17 protein-coding genes are annotated in these 17,871 nt (G+C 67.2%); all 17 read right to left on the reverse strand.

Annotated elements, in window-relative coordinates; genetic code table 11:
* Positions 1 to 4: 4 nt before the first annotated feature.
* Positions 5 to 340: a DUF732 domain-containing protein gene (locus G6N46_RS08965; RefSeq protein WP_138248574.1), complete on the reverse strand. Its 336-nt coding sequence runs from the start codon at positions 338 to 340 to the stop codon at positions 5 to 7.
* A 26-nt stretch (positions 341 to 366) separates the two neighbouring features.
* The gene (locus tag G6N46_RS08970) at positions 367 to 1,011 is read right to left on the reverse strand and encodes an Rv1363c family protein (RefSeq protein ID WP_138248573.1); all 645 of its coding nucleotides are present in this window, start codon (positions 1,009 to 1,011) and stop codon (positions 367 to 369) included.
* Complete coding sequence (locus G6N46_RS08975; RefSeq protein WP_167526400.1) at positions 1,008 to 1,637, reverse strand: Rv1363c family protein; 630 nt, start codon at positions 1,635 to 1,637, stop codon at positions 1,008 to 1,010. The genes G6N46_RS08970 and G6N46_RS08975 overlap by 4 nt, the downstream gene beginning before the upstream one ends.
* The gene (locus G6N46_RS08980; protein WP_138248572.1) at positions 1,601 to 3,052 is read right to left on the reverse strand and encodes an MCE family protein; all 1,452 of its coding nucleotides are present in this window, start codon (positions 3,050 to 3,052) and stop codon (positions 1,601 to 1,603) included. Before G6N46_RS08980 ends, G6N46_RS08975 begins: the two co-directional genes overlap by 37 nt.
* Positions 3,053 to 4,207 (reverse strand): MCE family protein, encoded by a 1,155-nt coding sequence (locus G6N46_RS08985; RefSeq protein ID WP_138248571.1) that lies wholly within the window; start codon positions 4,205 to 4,207, stop codon positions 3,053 to 3,055.
* Entirely contained in the window at positions 4,204 to 5,508 is a 1,305-nt protein-coding gene (locus G6N46_RS08990) for an MCE family protein (protein WP_138248570.1), read from the reverse strand. Before G6N46_RS08990 ends, G6N46_RS08985 begins: the two co-directional genes overlap by 4 nt.
* Positions 5,508 to 6,857, reverse strand: coding sequence for an MCE family protein (locus tag G6N46_RS08995; RefSeq protein WP_138248569.1), 1,350 nt, complete (start codon positions 6,855 to 6,857; stop codon positions 5,508 to 5,510). The genes G6N46_RS08990 and G6N46_RS08995 overlap by 1 nt, the downstream gene beginning before the upstream one ends.
* A complete protein-coding gene (locus G6N46_RS09000; protein WP_138248568.1) occupies positions 6,854 to 7,879 on the reverse strand; it encodes an MCE family protein in 1,026 nt (341 codons plus the stop codon). Before G6N46_RS09000 ends, G6N46_RS08995 begins: the two co-directional genes overlap by 4 nt.
* A 39-nt stretch (positions 7,880 to 7,918) precedes the next feature.
* Positions 7,919 to 9,352 (reverse strand): MCE family protein, encoded by a 1,434-nt coding sequence (locus G6N46_RS09005; RefSeq protein ID WP_138248567.1) that lies wholly within the window; start codon positions 9,350 to 9,352, stop codon positions 7,919 to 7,921.
* A 3-nt stretch (positions 9,353 to 9,355) separates the two neighbouring features.
* On the reverse strand, positions 9,356 to 10,210 hold the full coding sequence (locus G6N46_RS09010) for an ABC transporter permease (protein ID WP_138248566.1): 855 nt from the start codon (positions 10,208 to 10,210) through the stop codon (positions 9,356 to 9,358).
* Between the two features lie 7 nt (positions 10,211 to 10,217).
* Positions 10,218 to 10,991, reverse strand: coding sequence for an MlaE family ABC transporter permease (locus G6N46_RS09015; RefSeq protein ID WP_138248565.1), 774 nt, complete (start codon positions 10,989 to 10,991; stop codon positions 10,218 to 10,220).
* Between the two features lie 345 nt (positions 10,992 to 11,336).
* Positions 11,337 to 12,410: a helix-turn-helix transcriptional regulator gene (locus G6N46_RS09020; protein ID WP_138248564.1), complete on the reverse strand. Its 1,074-nt coding sequence runs from the start codon at positions 12,408 to 12,410 to the stop codon at positions 11,337 to 11,339.
* A complete protein-coding gene (locus tag G6N46_RS09025) occupies positions 12,407 to 13,465 on the reverse strand; it encodes a LuxR C-terminal-related transcriptional regulator (RefSeq protein ID WP_138248563.1) in 1,059 nt (352 codons plus the stop codon). The genes G6N46_RS09020 and G6N46_RS09025 overlap by 4 nt, the downstream gene beginning before the upstream one ends.
* Positions 13,466 to 13,729: 264 nt before the next feature.
* Positions 13,730 to 14,836 (reverse strand): bifunctional RNase H/acid phosphatase, encoded by a 1,107-nt coding sequence (locus G6N46_RS09030; RefSeq protein WP_138248562.1) that lies wholly within the window; start codon positions 14,834 to 14,836, stop codon positions 13,730 to 13,732.
* Positions 14,833 to 15,585: a zinc ribbon domain-containing protein gene (locus tag G6N46_RS09035; protein ID WP_138248607.1), complete on the reverse strand. Its 753-nt coding sequence runs from the start codon at positions 15,583 to 15,585 to the stop codon at positions 14,833 to 14,835. The genes G6N46_RS09030 and G6N46_RS09035 overlap by 4 nt, the downstream gene beginning before the upstream one ends.
* Before the next feature lie 11 nt (positions 15,586 to 15,596).
* A complete protein-coding gene (locus G6N46_RS09040) occupies positions 15,597 to 16,721 on the reverse strand; it encodes a Nif3-like dinuclear metal center hexameric protein (protein WP_163692677.1) in 1,125 nt (374 codons plus the stop codon).
* The gene (gene cobC / locus G6N46_RS09045; RefSeq protein WP_138248560.1) at positions 16,718 to 17,728 is read right to left on the reverse strand and encodes an Rv2231c family histidinol phosphate aminotransferase CobC; all 1,011 of its coding nucleotides are present in this window, start codon (positions 17,726 to 17,728) and stop codon (positions 16,718 to 16,720) included. The genes G6N46_RS09040 and cobC overlap by 4 nt, the downstream gene beginning before the upstream one ends.
* Positions 17,729 to 17,871 lie beyond the last annotated feature (143 nt).

A 17,871-nucleotide genomic window follows, 5' to 3' on the forward strand; every position in this document is an offset into this window, starting at 1 on the left:
TGCATCAGGGATGAACACCGGGCGGCGACTGGTAGTGCGCCGCGGAGTTTCTCAGCTGCCAGATCTGCGCGGGGCACAGTTCGCCCACGGCCTGCGAAATCAGGTAGGACGCCTGGTAGTCGTCGTCGGTGCCGAAATCGCCTCGTACGTCGCCCATCACCTGAGCGAAGGGCTGACCGGCCGCCACCTTGTCACAGATGCCGTAGCCATAGCCCAGCGCCGCATCGGCGTTGGGAAAGTTGTAGCCGGGCCGCACGGTCACGCCGATCAGATACGCGGCCGCATCGGCGTGGACAGTGGGTGCCGACAGCACCGGCAGCACCGCCGCGGCGAGCAACATGCAAGTCCACCGTCTGGTCACGCGGCTCACATCGGATCGAATTGTGAGATGAGCCAACGCCCCTCGACCTTGTCGAGAGTCACGCGGACGCTCGACGCGGTGCTGGTCGGGGCGCTGTCACCGATGATCATCGTCTGATCCACGAACAACATCACCACCGCGTGGTTCGGCGATGCCTTGGTCCAGGCCGCCGCCGGCACCGTGGCGACCGCCGAGATCTTCTTCTGCTTGGACCCGGGGATCACCACATCGCGTGTGAGCTTGGTGTAGGAGTCCAGGAAGTTGCCGGTCATGTACTTCTTGGCGGCTTCCAGATCCTTGTCGACGGTCTCGGGCTTGTACGACAGCAAGGCGATGGTGCCGTCGCTGGCGGCTTTGGTGGATTCGGTTTTGGCCGTGTCGGTCTCATGCAGGGACACGTCCTTCCACTGCAGATACCCGGCGGCCCCACCGAGCACGAGGACCAACGCGGGCAACAGGCCGTACACGGCGACGTTGGCCCACGCGACGCGGCGCCGCCCAGGTGCAGGCGCCGCGTCGGTGGTCTCTGCGAGCGACCCGGGCATCGAGTCGTCGATCTCGATGTCGTCGTCGAGCTCGTCGACCGAAGCTGTTGCTTCAATGGGTTTTTCGGCGGCCTTGTTCTCGCCGCGGGACTTGATCAGTTTCACGGCACAAACTCCACGTTCGACACCTTCATGACATCACCGACTTTCTGCACCGCGAGGCGCATCCGCCACTCGCGGGGTTCCTGATCCGGCGCACCGACATTCGAGGTCTTGACGGCCACCGCCACCAGCACCTGTGCCGAGTCACCGGACTCCGATTCCAGCCCGGCCTCGGTGATGGACCCGGTGGATGTCGACTTCGCTTCCTTGACGACCTTGATGAAAGGTGCTGAACGCTTGGCGAAGTCGTCGTAGAACTCCCCCGTCGCGCTGTCGAGGATGCGCTGCACGTCGGCGTCGGCGCGCTGCCAGTCGATGGTCGTCAGGTTCAGTGCGCCCTGCCGCGCGGCCTGGACGATCTGGCTCTGCCGCTCGTCGACGCCAGTCGCGCGCTGTGTCCGCACCACCAGCCACCCGACCAGCGCACCGAGTGCGACCACCAGGATCAGACCGATCACCGCCGCCAGCCGGCGCACCGACTTCGGCTTCGTCGGCTCCTCGACCAACTCATCGGCAGCGGTGTCAGGGGCCTCATCGAAGTCCTCGATGTCATCGATTTCGGGATCGAGGACAGCGACCCCGCCGCCCTCGGTCAGCTCCCCGGCTGCGGCGTCATCATGCTCTGCCATGTCTTCTCCTTCGGAGCCGTGTGGGCCAAATCGGCTTGGGTATAGGTCTTTCCGTCCGGGCCGATATACGACCCACTGGCCGGGTCGTACTCGGCCACCGCGACCGGTGGTGGCGGCGGCGCACCGGGCGGCGCGGCCGAGCCCGGCCGCAGCTGCGGCACGTCCTGCCCGGTCCAGGTGGCGTTGGGATCGCCCTTCCAGTTGTAGCCGTCATTGAGGGGCACGTACGGCTCGTTGCTCTCGCACTGCTTGACGGTCGCGGCGCGCTTGCCGGGCACCGTCTCGCACGGCAGGTTCTTGGCGCCGCGCACGTTGAACATGCCGTCCTGCGGAGTCCGGCAATACAGATCGCCGGCCGGAAGTTCGGGGTAGTCCTCCAACGCGGGGTTGCGCATCTGCTGCGCCGGCAGATACCCGGTGGTGCACGGCGGCGGCAGGTTGATGTTCAGGTTGAAGCTCAGGTACGCACCCTTGTACGCCTGCTTGGTGTCGCGGTTCGCCAACGTAACGCCTTGCGCCGCTTCCGTTGTGCGTGGCAGCAGTACCAGGAGCTGCTCGAGGTTCGGTTGGTACGTCACTGCGACCTTGTTGATGGACACCAGGTTCTGAAGCAGGATCGGCAGTGTCGGACGCAGCCGGTTGAACAACTGCCCCATCTCCCCGAACGCCGGACCACCCTTGTCCAGGAGGGTGCCCACGGCCTTGTCCTGCGCCTGCAGCTCCCCGGTCACCGTGGCGAGGTTCGATGCCCACGCCTGGATGGCACCCGAGGTGTTGTTCTGCGAGTCGAGCACGGGTTTGACCTGATCGATCAGGCTCAGCAGCGGGTCGAGGTTCGCGCGCGCGTCGATGGCCAGCTGGCTGCCGCCCTTGACGATGTGTGAAAGCTCGGGCCCCAAACCGCCGACAGCCGTGGCGGATTCGTCGATGACCGTCTTGAGGTTCTCCTTGGGCACGGCCTGCAGGCCCTTGGTCAGCGAGTCGATCACGGTGTTGATGTCCGGCGGCACCGAGGTATGCGCCAGCGGGATGACGTCACCGTCCCTCAGCGGCCGGGAATTCGCGCTGCGCGGCGTCAGGGACACGAACTGCTCACCGATCGCCATCTGGCTGTGCACGTCGGCCTGCACGTCGGACGGAATGTCGGTGCCCGAATTGAGCGACAGCTCGGCCTGCACCCCGGTGGGCGTGAGCCCGACAGACTGCACCCGGCCCACCACCGTGCCGCGGTAGGTGACGTTGCCGGTGGCGTAGAGGCCGCCGGTCTCGGGCAGCTCCATCTTGACCACGTAGCGCCCGATGCCGAAAAGCTTGGCGGGCAACTGCATATAGATCAGGCTCATCATCGTCACCGCGACCAGGGCTACGAGGGCGAAGATCGCGAGCTGAATTCTCACGCGTTTGTCGAGATGCATTTACGGCCCCTGATCCCAGCGGTACGGAATGGTCAGCGGATTGCCCGGGTTGTTCGGCCCGCCGGCGGTGCACGGGCTGGGGAACTGGCCGATGGTGCGGCCCCATTGCAGTTCCAGCTCCGTCAGGTCGCACTCCCAGCGGGTGCCGGTGAAGAACGCCTGGTCGATGCGGCTGAGGGTGAGGTCGACGATCGCGGTGAGGTTCGCGTAGTCGCCGCGCTGCCACTTCTCGATGGTGTCGCTCGGGAACGGCACCGTGGGGATGAAGCTCAATGCCCGCGTCATGGCCGGCCCGGCGTTGGCGAGCTGCTCGAGCGTCGGCCCCAGATCACGTAATTCCTTGATCACGTTGTCTTTTGACCGGTCCACGGTATCCGCGGCCAGCGCGGCGAACTTGCTCAACTTGTCGGCGGCCTTGACCAGGTTCTCCCGTTCACCGTTGAGTACGGCCAGCGCCTCCGGGACCGTGTCGATGGCCTTGTCCAGGACCGGCTGGCTCGCGGCCAGCTTGCCGACGACGACGTTCAGGCTCTCCGACGCCGCGATGATGTCAGGGGTCTGGTCCTTGACGTTGGCGGTGAACGTATCGAGCTGTTTGATGAGGCTGCGCAGGTCCTCGGCACGCCCGTGGAACGCCGTGCTGAACGCCTCGGTGATGTCCTGGACGTTGCCGATGCCACCGCCGTTGAGCACCATCGACACCGCTGACAGCGTCTGCTCAACCGACGGGAAGCTGCCGCTGCTCGCCAGTGGAATGACCGACCCCTGGTGCAACTGTCCTTGTGGCCGGCCGTCTTTGGGCGGCCCGAGCTCGATGTGCAGCGTGCCCAGCAGACTGGTCAGACCCAGTTTGATGGTCGAGTTGGCCGGTACCTTCACATCTCCGTTGAGCCGCATGGTGACCAGCGCGTGCCAGCCCTGTCGCTCGATCTTGGTGACCGTGCCGACCGTGACGTCGGAGACTCGCACCCGCGAATTCTCTTGCAGGTTGGTGACATCGGGCATCTGCGCCTGGATTTCGAAGGCTCCGGGTCCCCCACCCTCGGTGCCGGGCAGCGGCAGGCTGTTGGCGCCGCGCCACCCCGAGCAGCCGGCCGAGGCCAGCAGCGTCAGGACCGCGAGGGTGCAGCCGGCGGCGGTACGCAGGCGGCTCATGACCCACCTCCCGGCGGCGTCATCATGCCGGCCAGGCCGGCGTTGGCGTCGGTGGCCACGGTCTGGGGGGCCGCCGGCGCGGGCGCCGCAGCCGCCTGCTGTGCCACGGGGGCAGCGGGCCGCGACGGCGGCACATAATCGGGACGCATCCAATCCTCGCTGTACGTAACCTCATTGGGCCGCGCTTGGGTACCGACGAACAGGTTTTCGCCCAGCGGCGGGAAGTTGTACTGCCGGTTCTTGACGATGGGCGCCAAGTACTGCGCGCACAACTTCGACGACTGGTCCGCGCCGAGGCGCGACGCGGCCTGGATGGCACCGCAGATGAAGCTGACCGGGTTGGCGAAGTTGTTGGCCGCCAGAATGCCGGTCAGCGAACCGACCGCCGGCTCGTAGATGTTGTTCAGATCCGCTACCGAATTGGGTGCCACGTGGAGCACCTGCTTGATGTCGTCGAGGCTGCCCACGATCGCGGTGCTGACCGAGGCCAGTTTGTCCGACGCTGTCCCGACAGCCTCCTTGTTGTCCGCGACGAACGACCGCACGTCGTCGGCGACCGCACTCATGTCGTGCAGCGCCTGCCCGACCTTGCCCGGATCGTCGGCGACCAGTCCGGTCACCTCGGCCAGGTTGGTGTTGAGCCGTTCCATCAGCCCGGTGCTGTCCTTTAGCGCGGACACCAGGATCGAGAGATTCTTGAACGTCGAGAACAGGTCGTTGCTGTGGTCGCCGAGGATCGAAACCGCCTGCGACAGGCGGACCACCGATTCCCGGATGCTGGCGCCCTGCCCGCGCAGATTGTCGGCGGCGGTATTGATGAAACCACCGAGCGTGCTGACCCCGCCGGGCTGGTCGGGCTTGAGCAGATCGGCCAGCCGCTGCAGCTGAGTGCGGACCTGATCCCACTCCACGGGCACCGCGGTCCGATCGAGCGGAATCACGGCGCCGCCGCGCAACGGCGGCCCGCCCCGGTACGGCGGGATCAGCTGAATTGCCCTGCCTGTCACCAACTGTGGCGACAGGATCACAGCCTTGGCGTCGGCCGGCACCTTGTACTTGTCGTCGATCCAGAAGGTCACCTTGACCTTTTCGGGCCCCGGTTCGATCTTGTCGACCTTGCCGACCGGCACGCCCTGGATCAGCACATCGTCGCCACTGAACAACTGATTCGTGTTCTGGAAATAGCCCACCACTTCATTGCGCGACGCCCGCTGGAACGCCGTCACGGCGAAATAGCCGCCGCCCACGACAAGGGCCAGCGCGGCTGCCACCACGAGCAGACGCGTGGACAGCTTGCTCATCACTGTCCTCCTGGCGTCGGTGCGGCTACTTCAACGGGATCCGACACGTGCAGTGGCGGGGTTTTCGGTGGTTCCGGCATGGCGGTCATCCCGGGTGCGAGCGGCGGCGGTCCGGGCGGCGGCCCACCGGGCGGCGGGGCCGGTTCCGGATCGCGGACGGGGTAGCAACCGGGCCCGGGCAACGGGATTCCGGGCGGGCCGCACGCGGTGTCGCCGGGCTTGCCGGTGATCGCGTCCGGGATGGTCATGCGTGGGTCGCCGGCCTGGCCGGTGCGCGGGAACGGCACGGGCAACGGCGGGGTGCCGGGCTGTCCGGTCTGCGGATCCTGAAGCTGGGACGGCAGTTTGGTGTTCGGGTCCACTCCGAGGTCGGAGAACGCGGCATCGACGAACGGCTGCACGAACTGGCCCGGCAACAGGTTGACGATGTACGCCTTGAAGAACGGGCCCGACCCGAGCGCGTCACCCAGTGCCATGGCGTACTGGCTGAGTCGCTTGACGGCCTCCTGCAACCGCTCCTTGCGGTTGTCGAGCATCGTCACGACACCGTTGAGCTTGTCCAGCGCCGGCCGCAGCTGCGTCTTGTTCTCCGCGATCAATCCCTTCAACTGCTGGGAGACCGCAGACAGGCTGTTCCACAGCCGGCTCACCGCGGCACTCTGCGAACGCAGTTGCACCAGAAGCGCATTGGTGTTCTTGACCAGGCTGACCACCTGGTCGCTGCGCTTGGCCAGCACCGTCGTCGCCTTCGAGGCGTTTTCCAGCAGGCCGCGCAGTTGTGCGTCCCGGTCGTTCAGCGTCTTGGAGAACCGCGCGATGCCGTTGACCGCGTCCCGCAGGTCCGGAGCGGTGTTCGCGAACGCCTCCGAGACCGTGGCCAGCGAGTCCGACAGCTGATGGGTGTCCAGGCCGCTGATCGCATTGGTCACGTCACCCAGTGCGTCCGGCAGCTGGTACGCCGACACGGTCCGCTCGAGCGGGATGGTGCCCTTGAGGTCGCCGTCGCCCTTGGGAACGACTTCGAGCATCTTGCTGCCCAGCAGCCCCTTGGTCTTGATCGCGACCTCGGTGCGCTCCCCGAGGTGCACGTCGTCGTCGACGGTGAACTTGATCAGCACGCGCGGGCCGTCGAGGTCGATGCTCGCGACCCGGCCCGCCGGAAAACCTGAGATGTCCACGGGCGCACCGGTATGCAGGCCGCTGGCGTCTTCGAAGTACCCGGAGTACGTGGTCGTGCCGCTGACGAACGGAATCTTCTGGAACAGCAGCGCGACGGTGGCGACCATTACGACGGCGCTGATGCCTATCGCGCCCAGGGCGAAATGACTTCGCTCGGCAAAAGGTTTCATCTGGGTGTGCACCGTCCCGTGCTCTGTCCGGCCACCTTCACGTAAACCGGTTGTCCGCCTTTGCCGTTGAGTTTGAGCACCGCGTCGCAGAGGTAGAAGCTGAAGAAGTCGCCGTAGATGCCCTGCCGGGTCAGCGCCTTGTACTTGTCCGGCAGGGTGTTGATGAAGTTGTCGAAGTAGTCGTGGTCGGCGAGCACGAGTCCGGCGGTCCGGTCCACTTCATGGACGGTCTTGACCAGCGGCGGCCTGGCCTCGGTCAGCAGGCCGGCAATCGAGTTGGCCGCTGCATCGGTGTAGGCCACGGCATTCGAGACGTCGGTCTTGCGTTGTGCCAGGCGGTCGACCAACTGCGACAGTGACACCACGGCTTTGTCGAGCTTGTCGCTCTTGCCGCCGAAGGAACTGAGCACGGTGTTCAGGTTGGTGACGACCTGCCCGATCAACTGGTCGCGGTCGGCCAGGGTGTTGGTGACCACCGCGGCCTGCGCCAGGAACGACCCTATCGACGGCCCCTGCCCCTGCAGCGCCTGGATCAGCTGCCCACTGAGATCGTTGATCTTGTCGGGGCTCAGGGCCGAGAACAACGGACGGAAACCACCGATGACGGCATCGAGGTCCAGCGCCGGCTGGGTCCGGTCGACGGGGATGGTGTCCCCCGCGTTGAGCTTCTTGGTGCCGCCGGCACCTTCCTCGAGCGCCAGGAACCGGTCACCGACGACGTTGTCATACCGGATCACGGCACGGCTGCCCTCGGTCAGTACGACGGAACTGTCCGCGGTGAACTCGACCGTCACCGTGGAATCGCGGTTGATCGACACGTTCTTGACCTGGCCGACCTCCACGCCCGCGATGCGAACGTGACTGTCCTTCTTCATGTTCGAGACGTTGATGAAGCGGGCGAAGTAGGTGTGACCCTCGTCGAACCGCAGGTCGGCGAAGACCGCCCAGAGGGCGACGGTGCCGAGCAGACATACCGACAGGAAGACGGACAGGCGCAGGAGCGTGCCCCTAAGGTTCTCCACGACTTCCCTCCTGTCTCGGTCGTTGATTGGTCATCACGGTCAGTTCCCGCCCGCCTCGGCAGGCAACGCGGGGGCTTCGGCCGGCAGTGGCGGCGCCTCGGCGGGCGCCGGTGCCGACTGCGGTTGCGCGTCAGCGGGATTCGGCGGCGCGGGCGGCACACCGGGCCACAGCGGCACCCCGCCGGGGCCGTACAGCGGTGCGCCGTAGGGCGGCGCGCCGGGGTACGGGATCGGGCCGGGAGCGGGCCCGGGCAGGCACTGCCGGATGCTCGGCGCCTGAGGCACTGCGCGGGTGCTCTGGAACCACTGGCCCCAGCAGGGGCTGCCGATGCCCGGGTTCGGCCGGATGTCGAGCCCGGTGCCCCAGCCCGTGTTGGTGATCAGTTGCCGCACTGGAAAGTTCTTGGCGACGTCGGGCAGCGAGCCACAGCCGGGCTTCCCGCCGGGACCACCCTTGGCCGCGTTGATCGGCAGGTTGTCGGGGAACACGTACGGGTTCTTGCCGGGCAGCAGCGTCGCATCGAGGATCAGCGAGCGGCCATCGGCCCCGCCGAACACGCCCCACGCGCCGGTGTCGAGGAACTTCTTGGTGCCCTCCAGCCAGCAGGTGTATCCGGGGCTGTACTTGAGCAGCAGACTCGTCGTGGGTTCCAGCCCATTGATGGCGTCGACGAGGTTGTCCCGGTTCGGACCCAGCAGGTCCGTGCCGGCCTCGGAGAATCCGATGACGTTCATCAGCAGGCTGTCGAGTGCCGTGGCCTTACCCGTCACCGTGCTGCTGGTGGTACTGGCGGCGTTGAGGATTTTCACGATGTTGTCGGCCGCCGCACCGTAGGTGTCACTGAACTGCTTGAACGACCGCCAGTCGTCACGAATCTTGTCCGAGCGTGAGTTGAGCGCCGTCAGTACCTCGTTGAGATCGGTTGTGGCCTGGCCCATTCGCTCACCCTGGCCACGGACGCCTTCGGCGACGGCGCTGAGCACCGAGTTCAGTTTCGCCGGATCCACCATGTCGAGCAGGTTGACGATGTTCTCGAAGACGGTGTCGACCTCGGTCGTCGTGTGTTCGGAGTGCAGCACCGCGCCGGCGGCCAACCGGGTGCTGCTGGGCGACGACGGATAAACCAGATCGACGAACTTGGCGCCGAACGCCGTTGTGACACTCACCTGCGCACCGACATTGGCGGGGATGTACTTCACCTGGTCCGGGTCGAGCTTGAGTTGCAGGGTCGCCCCCGACTGGCCCACGTCGATCTGGCTGACACGGCCCACCAGCACGCCGCGCATCTTGACCTTGGCGTTGGTCTCCAGCACCAGACCCGCCCGGTCCGCCATGACCGTCACGGGCACATAGGGTTTCGCGGCACCGGTGAAGATGACCGTGGTCACCACCATGAACAGCACCACGGCCGTGATCAGGATCAGGGCCCACCATGAGTTCGAGATCCGGCGATCTCCCTTGCGCGCTTCCACCGGCTAACCCGCCATGTTGAAGTTGCCGGACTGGCCGTAGATGGCCAGTGAGATGAACACGATCTCGACGGCCGCGATCACCATCGACAGACGCACCGCACGGCCGACCGCCTCACCCACGCCGGCGGGACCGCCGGAAGCGGCAAAGCCGAAGTACGTGTGCACCAACATGATCACGACAGTGATGGCGACGCACTGGACGAACGACCAGATGAGGTCGGTCGGGTTGAGGAACGTGTTGAAGTAGTGGTCGTACACACCGGCGCCCTGCCCGTAGACCGTCGTGGTGCCCATGCGCGCGGCGAAGAACGCCATCATGACCGCGACGCAGTACAGCGGGATCACCACGACCACCGCGGCCAGGACCCGGGTCGACGCGAGGTAGGTGATGCTGCGGATGCCGATCACCTCGAGGGCGTCGATCTCTTCGTTGATCCGCATGGCACCGATCTGCGCGGTGGCGCCGGCGCCGATGGTGGCCGACAGCGCCACGGCCGTGGTCGCCGGCACGATCATCCGCACGTTGAGGAACGCCGAAGCAAAACCCGTGAGCGCCTCGAAGCCCACGGACGAGAACTGGTTGTAGCCCTGGATCGCCACGAGGGCACCCGTCGTCATCGTCAGGAAGCCGACGATCGCGACCGTGCCACCGACGACGACGAGCGCGCCGGTGCCCAAACCTGTTGCGGCGATGAGCCGTAACAGCTCCGCACGATAGTTGACGACGGCATCGGGAATCGACCCGATGGTGTGCGAATAGAAGGCACCCTGCTCACCGATGCGATTCCAGCGCGCCACCGAGGTCTTGGCCAGTTTGTCGAGCCGCGGGAATCTGCGGCTGGGGACGTCGACAGTCATCTCTCCCTCACGACACCGTGTACTGGATCGCGACCGCGGTCACGATGACGTTGATGGCGAACAGCACCATGAAGGTGAAGACCACGGTCTCGTTGACGGCGTTCCCCACACCCGCGGGGCCGCCGCGCACGGAAGTGCCCTTGTAGCAAGCGATCAGGCCGGCCGCCATGCCGAACAGCGTCGCCTTGATGAGCGCGACGATGATGTCCCCGGGACCGGTGAGCAGGTTCAGGCCGCCGACGAACGCACCCGGAGACACGTGCTGCACGGTGGTACAGAACAGGAACGCACCGGTCAGGCCGACGAGGATCACCGTCGCCGACAGCGCCAGCGCCACCGTGGTGGCGGCCAGCACGCGGGGCACCACGAGCGAACGGATGGGGTTGATGCCCATCACGCGCAGCGCGTCGAGTTCTTCGCGGATGGTCCGCGCCCCGAGGTCGGCGCACATCGCCGTCGCGCCGGCCCCCGACACCACCAGCACCGTGACGATGGGGCCGATCTGGTTGACGGTGCCGATCGCGGCGCCGGTGCCGGAGAAGTCGGCTGCGCCGAATTCGGTCAGGAGAATGTTGAAGGTGAATGTCAGCAACACCGCGAACGGCATCGTGAGCAGCAGCGCGGGCAGGACGGACACGCGCGCGACGAACCACGTTTGCATGACGTATTCATGCCATGCGAACGGCGGTTGAAACATTTGCACAAAAGTGTCGAACGTCATCGCGAAGAAGCCGCCCAGTGAAGTAACCGGCTTCGCCGCTGTGCGAGCAATCGTCACCATTTGCCGCCCGCACTTTCCAACCATTGCGCCGAATCCACTACGTATGGTCGATAAGCGATCGCTGCGGCCAACATGGGTGGAGACGCTATCAATGTAGGTCAGCCGTCAGCCACCTCCAGATGGAGGGATTCAGGCCTGTGAGTTGTCCCCCATCGGGGTGACTATTGTGCTCTACATCACACGGTGCCGGCGGTACCGGAATTCCACAGCAATAGCACAGTCAAGCCATATCAGATAATTGCTGAATTCGCACCAGAACAGAAATGCAGGCCAGTTTTTTAATTCACCACAGCGGCAATATCGAAAGCGCCCCGAAAACCCGACGGAGGCCGAAAGCACGCACGGCTATCGCGCCTGTTCACCGAATCTGGACTGCGCGTCCATGTAGAGCGTGATCGCCTCCAACCGATTGGCCGCGCCGATCTTGCGCAGGATGCGTTTCACGTGCGTCTTGACGGTTTCCACCGACACGACCAACCCCTCGGCGATCTCCGCATTGGAGTCGCCCCGCACCATCCTGGCGAACACCTCACGCTCGCGGCTGGACAACGCCGCCGTGACCGCATCGACCGCCGCGGCCGGCGCGAACACGTCGTCGTCACCGCCGGGGTCCAGGCTGACGGCGGTGCCGGCGATGCGGTCGGCTTCCTCCGCCAACCGGGCGGCGGCCCCGATGATCGATACCCGAAGCTGTTCCATCCGTTCGGAATTCAACAGCCGCTCGTAGACGAACGAATACACCGCCAACAGCAGTCCCAACGTCTCGACGTCACCGTCGGCGATGGCACCCCGCGCGCGGAACATGTGGACCAGTGCCACCACTTTCGACTCGACGACAATGGGGGCGACCAGATAGTCCGCAGCGCCCAGTATGTCGCAGAAGCCCTCGCTGGCCGGCGCCTCATCGCCGCCGGCGTGGATGACCCGCCGGAATCTGACGCAGTCCTGTTCGGCGGCAGCGACATTGCGCGGCACCGGTTTTCCGGTACCGCGCGTGCCGTGCGATGTCACGGGGATGAACTTGTCGGGAGCGATGGACGACAGCACCGCACTGCTGAACCCGATGGTGTGGCAGAGCTCGGCGCACACCTGGCGCTCGAGTGCCTGCAGCGACGGCGCCGCTTTCAACCGCCGGATGCTGTCGATCACCGAGCGCGCCGTGGCACCGGAGTCGTCACCGCTGATCAGGCGCGCCTCGACCTGCGCCTGCAACGACGCCATCAGCAGCCGCTGCGCCACGGCGGGCATCAGTGCGATGCCCTCGCCGTCGTCGCCGAACAGCACTTCCTCCGTGGTCGCCGCCGAGTTGGCAATGGCCTCCTCGAGAGTGGTCGCCTTGTCCGCTCGCGGCAGGTTGAGCACGCTGCGCAGGTGTCCGTCGATCTGATTGAGCCTGGTCACCATCGCACGGCGCGTCATCGCGACGGTCCGCTCCCCACGCCGGCGTCCATCGCCAGATACATCGCGAGGGCGGCCGCGCGGTTGGTGGTGCCGAACTTCTCGGCGATGCGCTTGAGATGGGACTTGACGGTGCCCTCGGAGATCTCCAGACAGCGCGCGATGTCGCGATTGGTGGCTCCGGTCGCCACGTAGGACATGACCTCCCGCTCACGCGGGGTCAGCTCGGCCGCGACGACGGGCGCGCTCGTCGGCTGGACATCCGGCTCGCACTCGCCTGCATCCGACACGACAGCGCCACCCGGTGCGGGCCGCGTCATGAGGTGATCCATTGTGGCGCAGAGTTTGTCGACCTCGACGCGCTGCTGCGTAACCTTCTCTGCCAGAACGGCCCGCTCGTACACCACGGCCAGGCATTCGGCGAATGCCTCGAGCAGATCGAACTGATCCATGACCGTGGTGCCGGGGGCTTCGGGGAAATCGGCGTGCAGCATCCCGATCACCGCGCCGCCGACGGTGATCGGTGCCGCGAGGTAGTCCAGCCGGGCCGACGCGGTCGGGCGGGACACGACGACGCCGTGTCGCCCGCGGATCAGGGCGGCCTCTGCCTCGGCGTCCTCGAACCGGACGGGCACGCCCACCGAGAACCCATGGAAGGACAGCGATGTCGCACCGCGGCCATGCAGATGCCGCGGCAGCCAATCGTGCTCGCGGACCGTGGAGACCATGACGCGGCTGAATCCGAAGTCCCGGCACAGCAGTGTCATGGCGGCCTTGATGGTCTCCCGCGACGAGGTGCCGCGCAACGAATCGACGGCGTGGCGAATGGCAGTCACGCGCCCGGCACCATGGGCCACCGCGCGACGGCTCAGCTCACGGCGGAGCCGCTGGACGCCGGCCAACACGTCTTCGGTCGCGGTGCCGGCACTGCGCTGGCGTTCGAGGCGGCGGCGGAAGCGGTCGAGTTGCCGGTCCAGCTCGCGGTAGGCGCCGGGATCGCGAAGATTGCGGCCCAGCGAGTGCAGTCGGTCCGCTCCCGTCGTCGTCGCAGCGTGCCCGGCGATGAGCGTGGCCATTCACTCCCCTGCCTCGAGGTCGAAAACGGGACTGGTGCCAACATGTTCCGCGGTGCGCGCAGACGGGTCGGACCCGCGGCAGCTCTGCCCAGCTGCGACCGATGCGCGTTCAACAACCGTTTGAAATGTTGCTACGCAGATTCTGCGTGGACGACAGCTTTCGACCTATGTCCGCAACCGACGAAAAAACCAGCGTCGCCCGCTCTGCTCTGTCCTGACACGACAAATCTGTGAGTCAGCAAACCGCCGGAGCTACAGACCGGCCTACAGATAAGCGGTCTGATTGACCAACCGGACCGCGGAACCGCCGTCGCCGAAGAACTCCGCGATGCTCAGCGACGCCAGATCCAGGTGCAGGCGGTACAGGATGCCGGGCCCCGCATCGAGCGCCTGCCGCAGGATCGTCTTGATCGGCGTGACATGCGAGACCACGAGTACCGTCGTCGCACCGTGCTCGGCGATGATCCGGTTGCGGGCGCGGCGAATCCGGTGCGTCACCGTATCGAAGCTCTCCCCATCCGGCGGCGCTACGCTGGTGTCCCCCAGCCAGCTGCGGTGCAATTCCGGATCCCGTTCGGCCGCTTCGCGGAAGGTCAGGCCTTCCCAGGCACCGAAGTCGGTCTCGATCAGGTCGTCGTCGACGGTGACATCGAGGCCCAGCGCACTCGCCGCCGCCTTCGCGGTGTCCAGCGCCCGTTGCAGCGGCGAGCTGATCACCGCCGAGATGCCGTCGATGCCAGCGATATACGCCGCGGCCGCCGCGGCCTGCTCGCGTCCCAGTTCGGTCAGCGGCGGGTTACCCCGGCCCGAGTAGCGCCGGTGCACCGACAATTCGGTCTGCCCGTGCCGCAGCAGCAGGAACCGGGTCGGCGCGCCGACGGCACCGGTCCAACCGGGCGCGGATGGTTGTGCCGCAGCAGCTTTCGGCTCCGGCTGGGCAGCCGGCACCGACGGCGCCGACACCGACGCCGCCGCAGCATCCATGGCCTCGTTGGCCAACCGGTCGGCGTGGGAGTTCTGGGCCCGCGGAATCCACGTGTAGCTCACCCGGCCGAACCGCCGGGCGAGCGCCACCGCCTCGCGGTTCAACGGGATCAGGTCCGGATGCTTGACCTGCCAGCGGCCCGACATCTGCTCGACCACCAGCTTCGAATCCATCGACACCGCAACGTCATCGGCGTCCAGGGCGGCCGCGGCCTCCAGACCGGCGATCAGGCCCCGGTATTCGGCGACGTTGTTGGTCGCCACCCCGATCGAGGCACTGCTCTCCGCGAGCACCTCGGCCCGGTCGGCCGAAAACACCACGGCGCCATAGCCTGCGGGTCCCGGGTTGCCGCGCGACCCACCGTCGGCCTCGACCAGAACTCTCACAGACCGGTTTCTCCCGCACGGAAGTCCTTGACCCGCACCAGGATCGCCCCGCACTCGGGGCAGCGCAGCACGTCGTCGGGGGCGGCCGCCGAAACCCGGGACAGCTCACCACGATCCAGGTCGATGCGGCAGGCGCCGCAGCGGCTGCCCTGGAGCAGCCCCGCGCCGGGGCCGCCCAGCTTGCGCTGTTTCTCGTACATCTCGGCAAGTTCCGGGGACACCGAGTCCAGCAGCGCTTTGCGCCGGTCGGCCGCCACCTTGCGGGACTCGTCGATGGACACCAGCGCCTGGTCGCGCTCGACCTGCGCTGAGGTCAGATCCCCCTGCAGCGCGTCGATCAGGGCCAGTTCCTCGTTCCGCTCACCCTGCAGCTCTTCCCGACGCTCCATGATCTCCAGCTGCTGCTCCTCGAGAGCGGCCTGCCGGCGCTGCAGCGTCTCGAGCTCGTGCTGCAGTTCGGCCACCTGCTTGGCGCCGACCGAACCACTGTCCATCAGCTTCTGGTCACGGGCCTCACGCTGACGCACGGCGTCGATCTCGGACTCGAACTTGGCGATCTGCGCGTCCAAATCCTCGACGGCGATGCTCAGCGCCGCCAACCGATCGTTGGCCTCGCGGTGCTCTGCCTGCACGGCGTCGAAGCGCTGCTGCTCGACCAGGTGCGTCGACCGGTGCGTCAGGCGGGTCAGCGCGGCGTCCACTTCGGCCACCTCGAGCAACAAACGTTGTTGCGACACTTCAGCTTTCATCTTCACGTCTCTCAGCAGGTTATCTCGACGTTCCAGGGGTCGGTACGGATCTGGCTGACCCGCACCGGCAACGCATCACCGAATTGTGCACGCACGACCCCGGCGGCCTGCTCGCACCACGGAAATTCACTCGCCCAATGCGCTACATCGACCAGCGCCACGTCCGATGCGCGGCGGTGCTCGTCGGCGGGATGATGGCGCAGATCGGACGTCACGTAGACATCGACGCCCGACCGCGTCACCGCCCCCAGCAGCGAGTCGCCGGCGCCCCCGCAGACCGCGACGCGTGACACCAGGGCGTCCGGATCGCCCGCTGCCCGTACCCCCCACGATGTGGTGGGCAGACCGCGCGCGACGCGGGACGCGAAGGCCGACAACGGTTCCGGCTCCGGCAATGAGCAGATGCGCCCGATTCCGACGTCCGACGGCAGCGGCGCCAGCGTGAGCACGTCGAACGCCGGTTCCTCATAGGGGTGCGCCGCGCGCATCGCCGTCAGCACCGCCCGCCGCAGCCGGGACGGCGCGATCACCTCGACGCGGTCCTCGGCGACCTGCTCGATGGCGCCGACCATGCCGATGGTCGGTGTCGCGCCCTCGTGCGGCAGGAACTGGCCTACGCCCATGGTCGCCCAGCTGCAGTGCGAGTAGTCGCCGATCTGGCCGCCACCGGCGGCGAACATCGCGTCCCGCACCGCGTCGGCGTTCACGTGCGGCACGAACACGACCCATTTGTCCAGGTCAGCGCGCGCCTCGGCGGGGTCGAGCACACCCTCGACCTGCAGGCCCAGTGCCTCGGCGAGGGCGTCCGACACCCCGGGCGCGGCCGCGTCGGCATTGGTGTGCGCGCTGAACAGCGCCGCGCCGCGGCGGATCAGCGAGTGGATCAGGGCGCCCTTGCCGGTGTCGGCGGCCACGGTGTCGACGCCGCGCAGCAGCAGCGGATGGTGCGCCAGCAGCAGTCCGCCCTCGGGCACCGACGCGGCGACGGCCGCGGTGGCGTCGACCGCGACGGTCACCGACTCCACGGCCTCGGACGGGTCACCGCACACCAGGCCCACCGAGTCCCAGCTGTGCGCGAGCGCCGGCGGGTAGGCGCGGTCCAGCGCGGCGATGACGTCACGCAACGGCACACTCACCAGGGGACCTCCTGTAGGGCTTCGGCGAGGACCGGCCATTCCGGGCGGACCGCCGCACGCAGGTAGCCGTCGGGCAGCCCGAAGAACGTGTCGCAGCGGCGCACCGCAATTCCCTTCTCCGCCAAGTACTTCCGGGCCAGCTCTGCATCCGGTACCGAAAACAGCACGAAAGGGGCCGCGCCGGCGGCGACGGGGAATCCGGCCGCCGTCAGGCCCGCCGCCATCTCGGCCCGCAGCTGCGCCAACCGGCGCGCCCCCGCGTCGGCCTCGGCCACCGCCTCGGCGGAGCAGCACGCCGTCAACGCCTCCAACTGCAGCGTGCCCAGCGGCCAGTGCGGCCGCTGCGCCGTCAGCCGTGCCAGCACCTCGGGCGCGCCCAGCGCGTAGCCGACCCGCAGCCCGGCCAGCGACCAGGTCTTGGTCAGGCTGCGCAGCACCACGACATCGGGCAGCGACCGGCCGGCCAGCGACTCCGGTTCACCGGAGACCGCGTCGGCAAAAGCCTCGTCGACGACGACGAGGCGCCCGGGCGCGCACAGCGCCAGAATCTCGTCGCGGCGGTGCAGGACGCCGGTCGGATTGGTGGGATTGCCCACAACCACGAGATCGGCGTCAGCCGGCACCGCGGCGCCGGACAGCCCGAACGGCGCGTCCAGCACCACGTGCGCGACGGGCACGCCGGCGGTGTCGAACACGGCTTGGGGCTCGGTGAACGACGGCGCGATGAGCCCCGCCAGGCGCGGCCGCAGCTGCGGAAGCAGCGCGAAACCCTCGGCGCCACCCGCCAGCAGGGCCACTTCCTGCAGGTCACGGCCGTGCCGGGCGGCGACGGCGGCACGGGCCGCGGCCACGTCGGCGGCGGTCGGGTAGCTACCCAGATCGGCCAGCCGGGCCGCGAGCCGGTCAGCCAGCCACTGCGGCGGGCCGGAACCGCGGACGTTCACCGCGAAGTCGAGCATGCCGGGCGCGACAGCCTGATCGCCGTGATAGCGCGCCCCGGATTCCACACGTAGACCCTAGATCAGAGCTGCCAGAAGCCGAGAAGGACCAATTGGTCGCTCGTCGCACCCTCAAAGCAGCCATTTGGTCCTTCTCGAACCGGAACTCGTCCGGTGCGCGGCGCAGGCGGTCAGATACATCAGGGACAATG

Source organism: Mycolicibacterium phocaicum (assembly GCF_010731115.1).
Taxonomy (GTDB): domain Bacteria; phylum Actinomycetota; class Actinomycetes; order Mycobacteriales; family Mycobacteriaceae; genus Mycobacterium; species Mycobacterium phocaicum.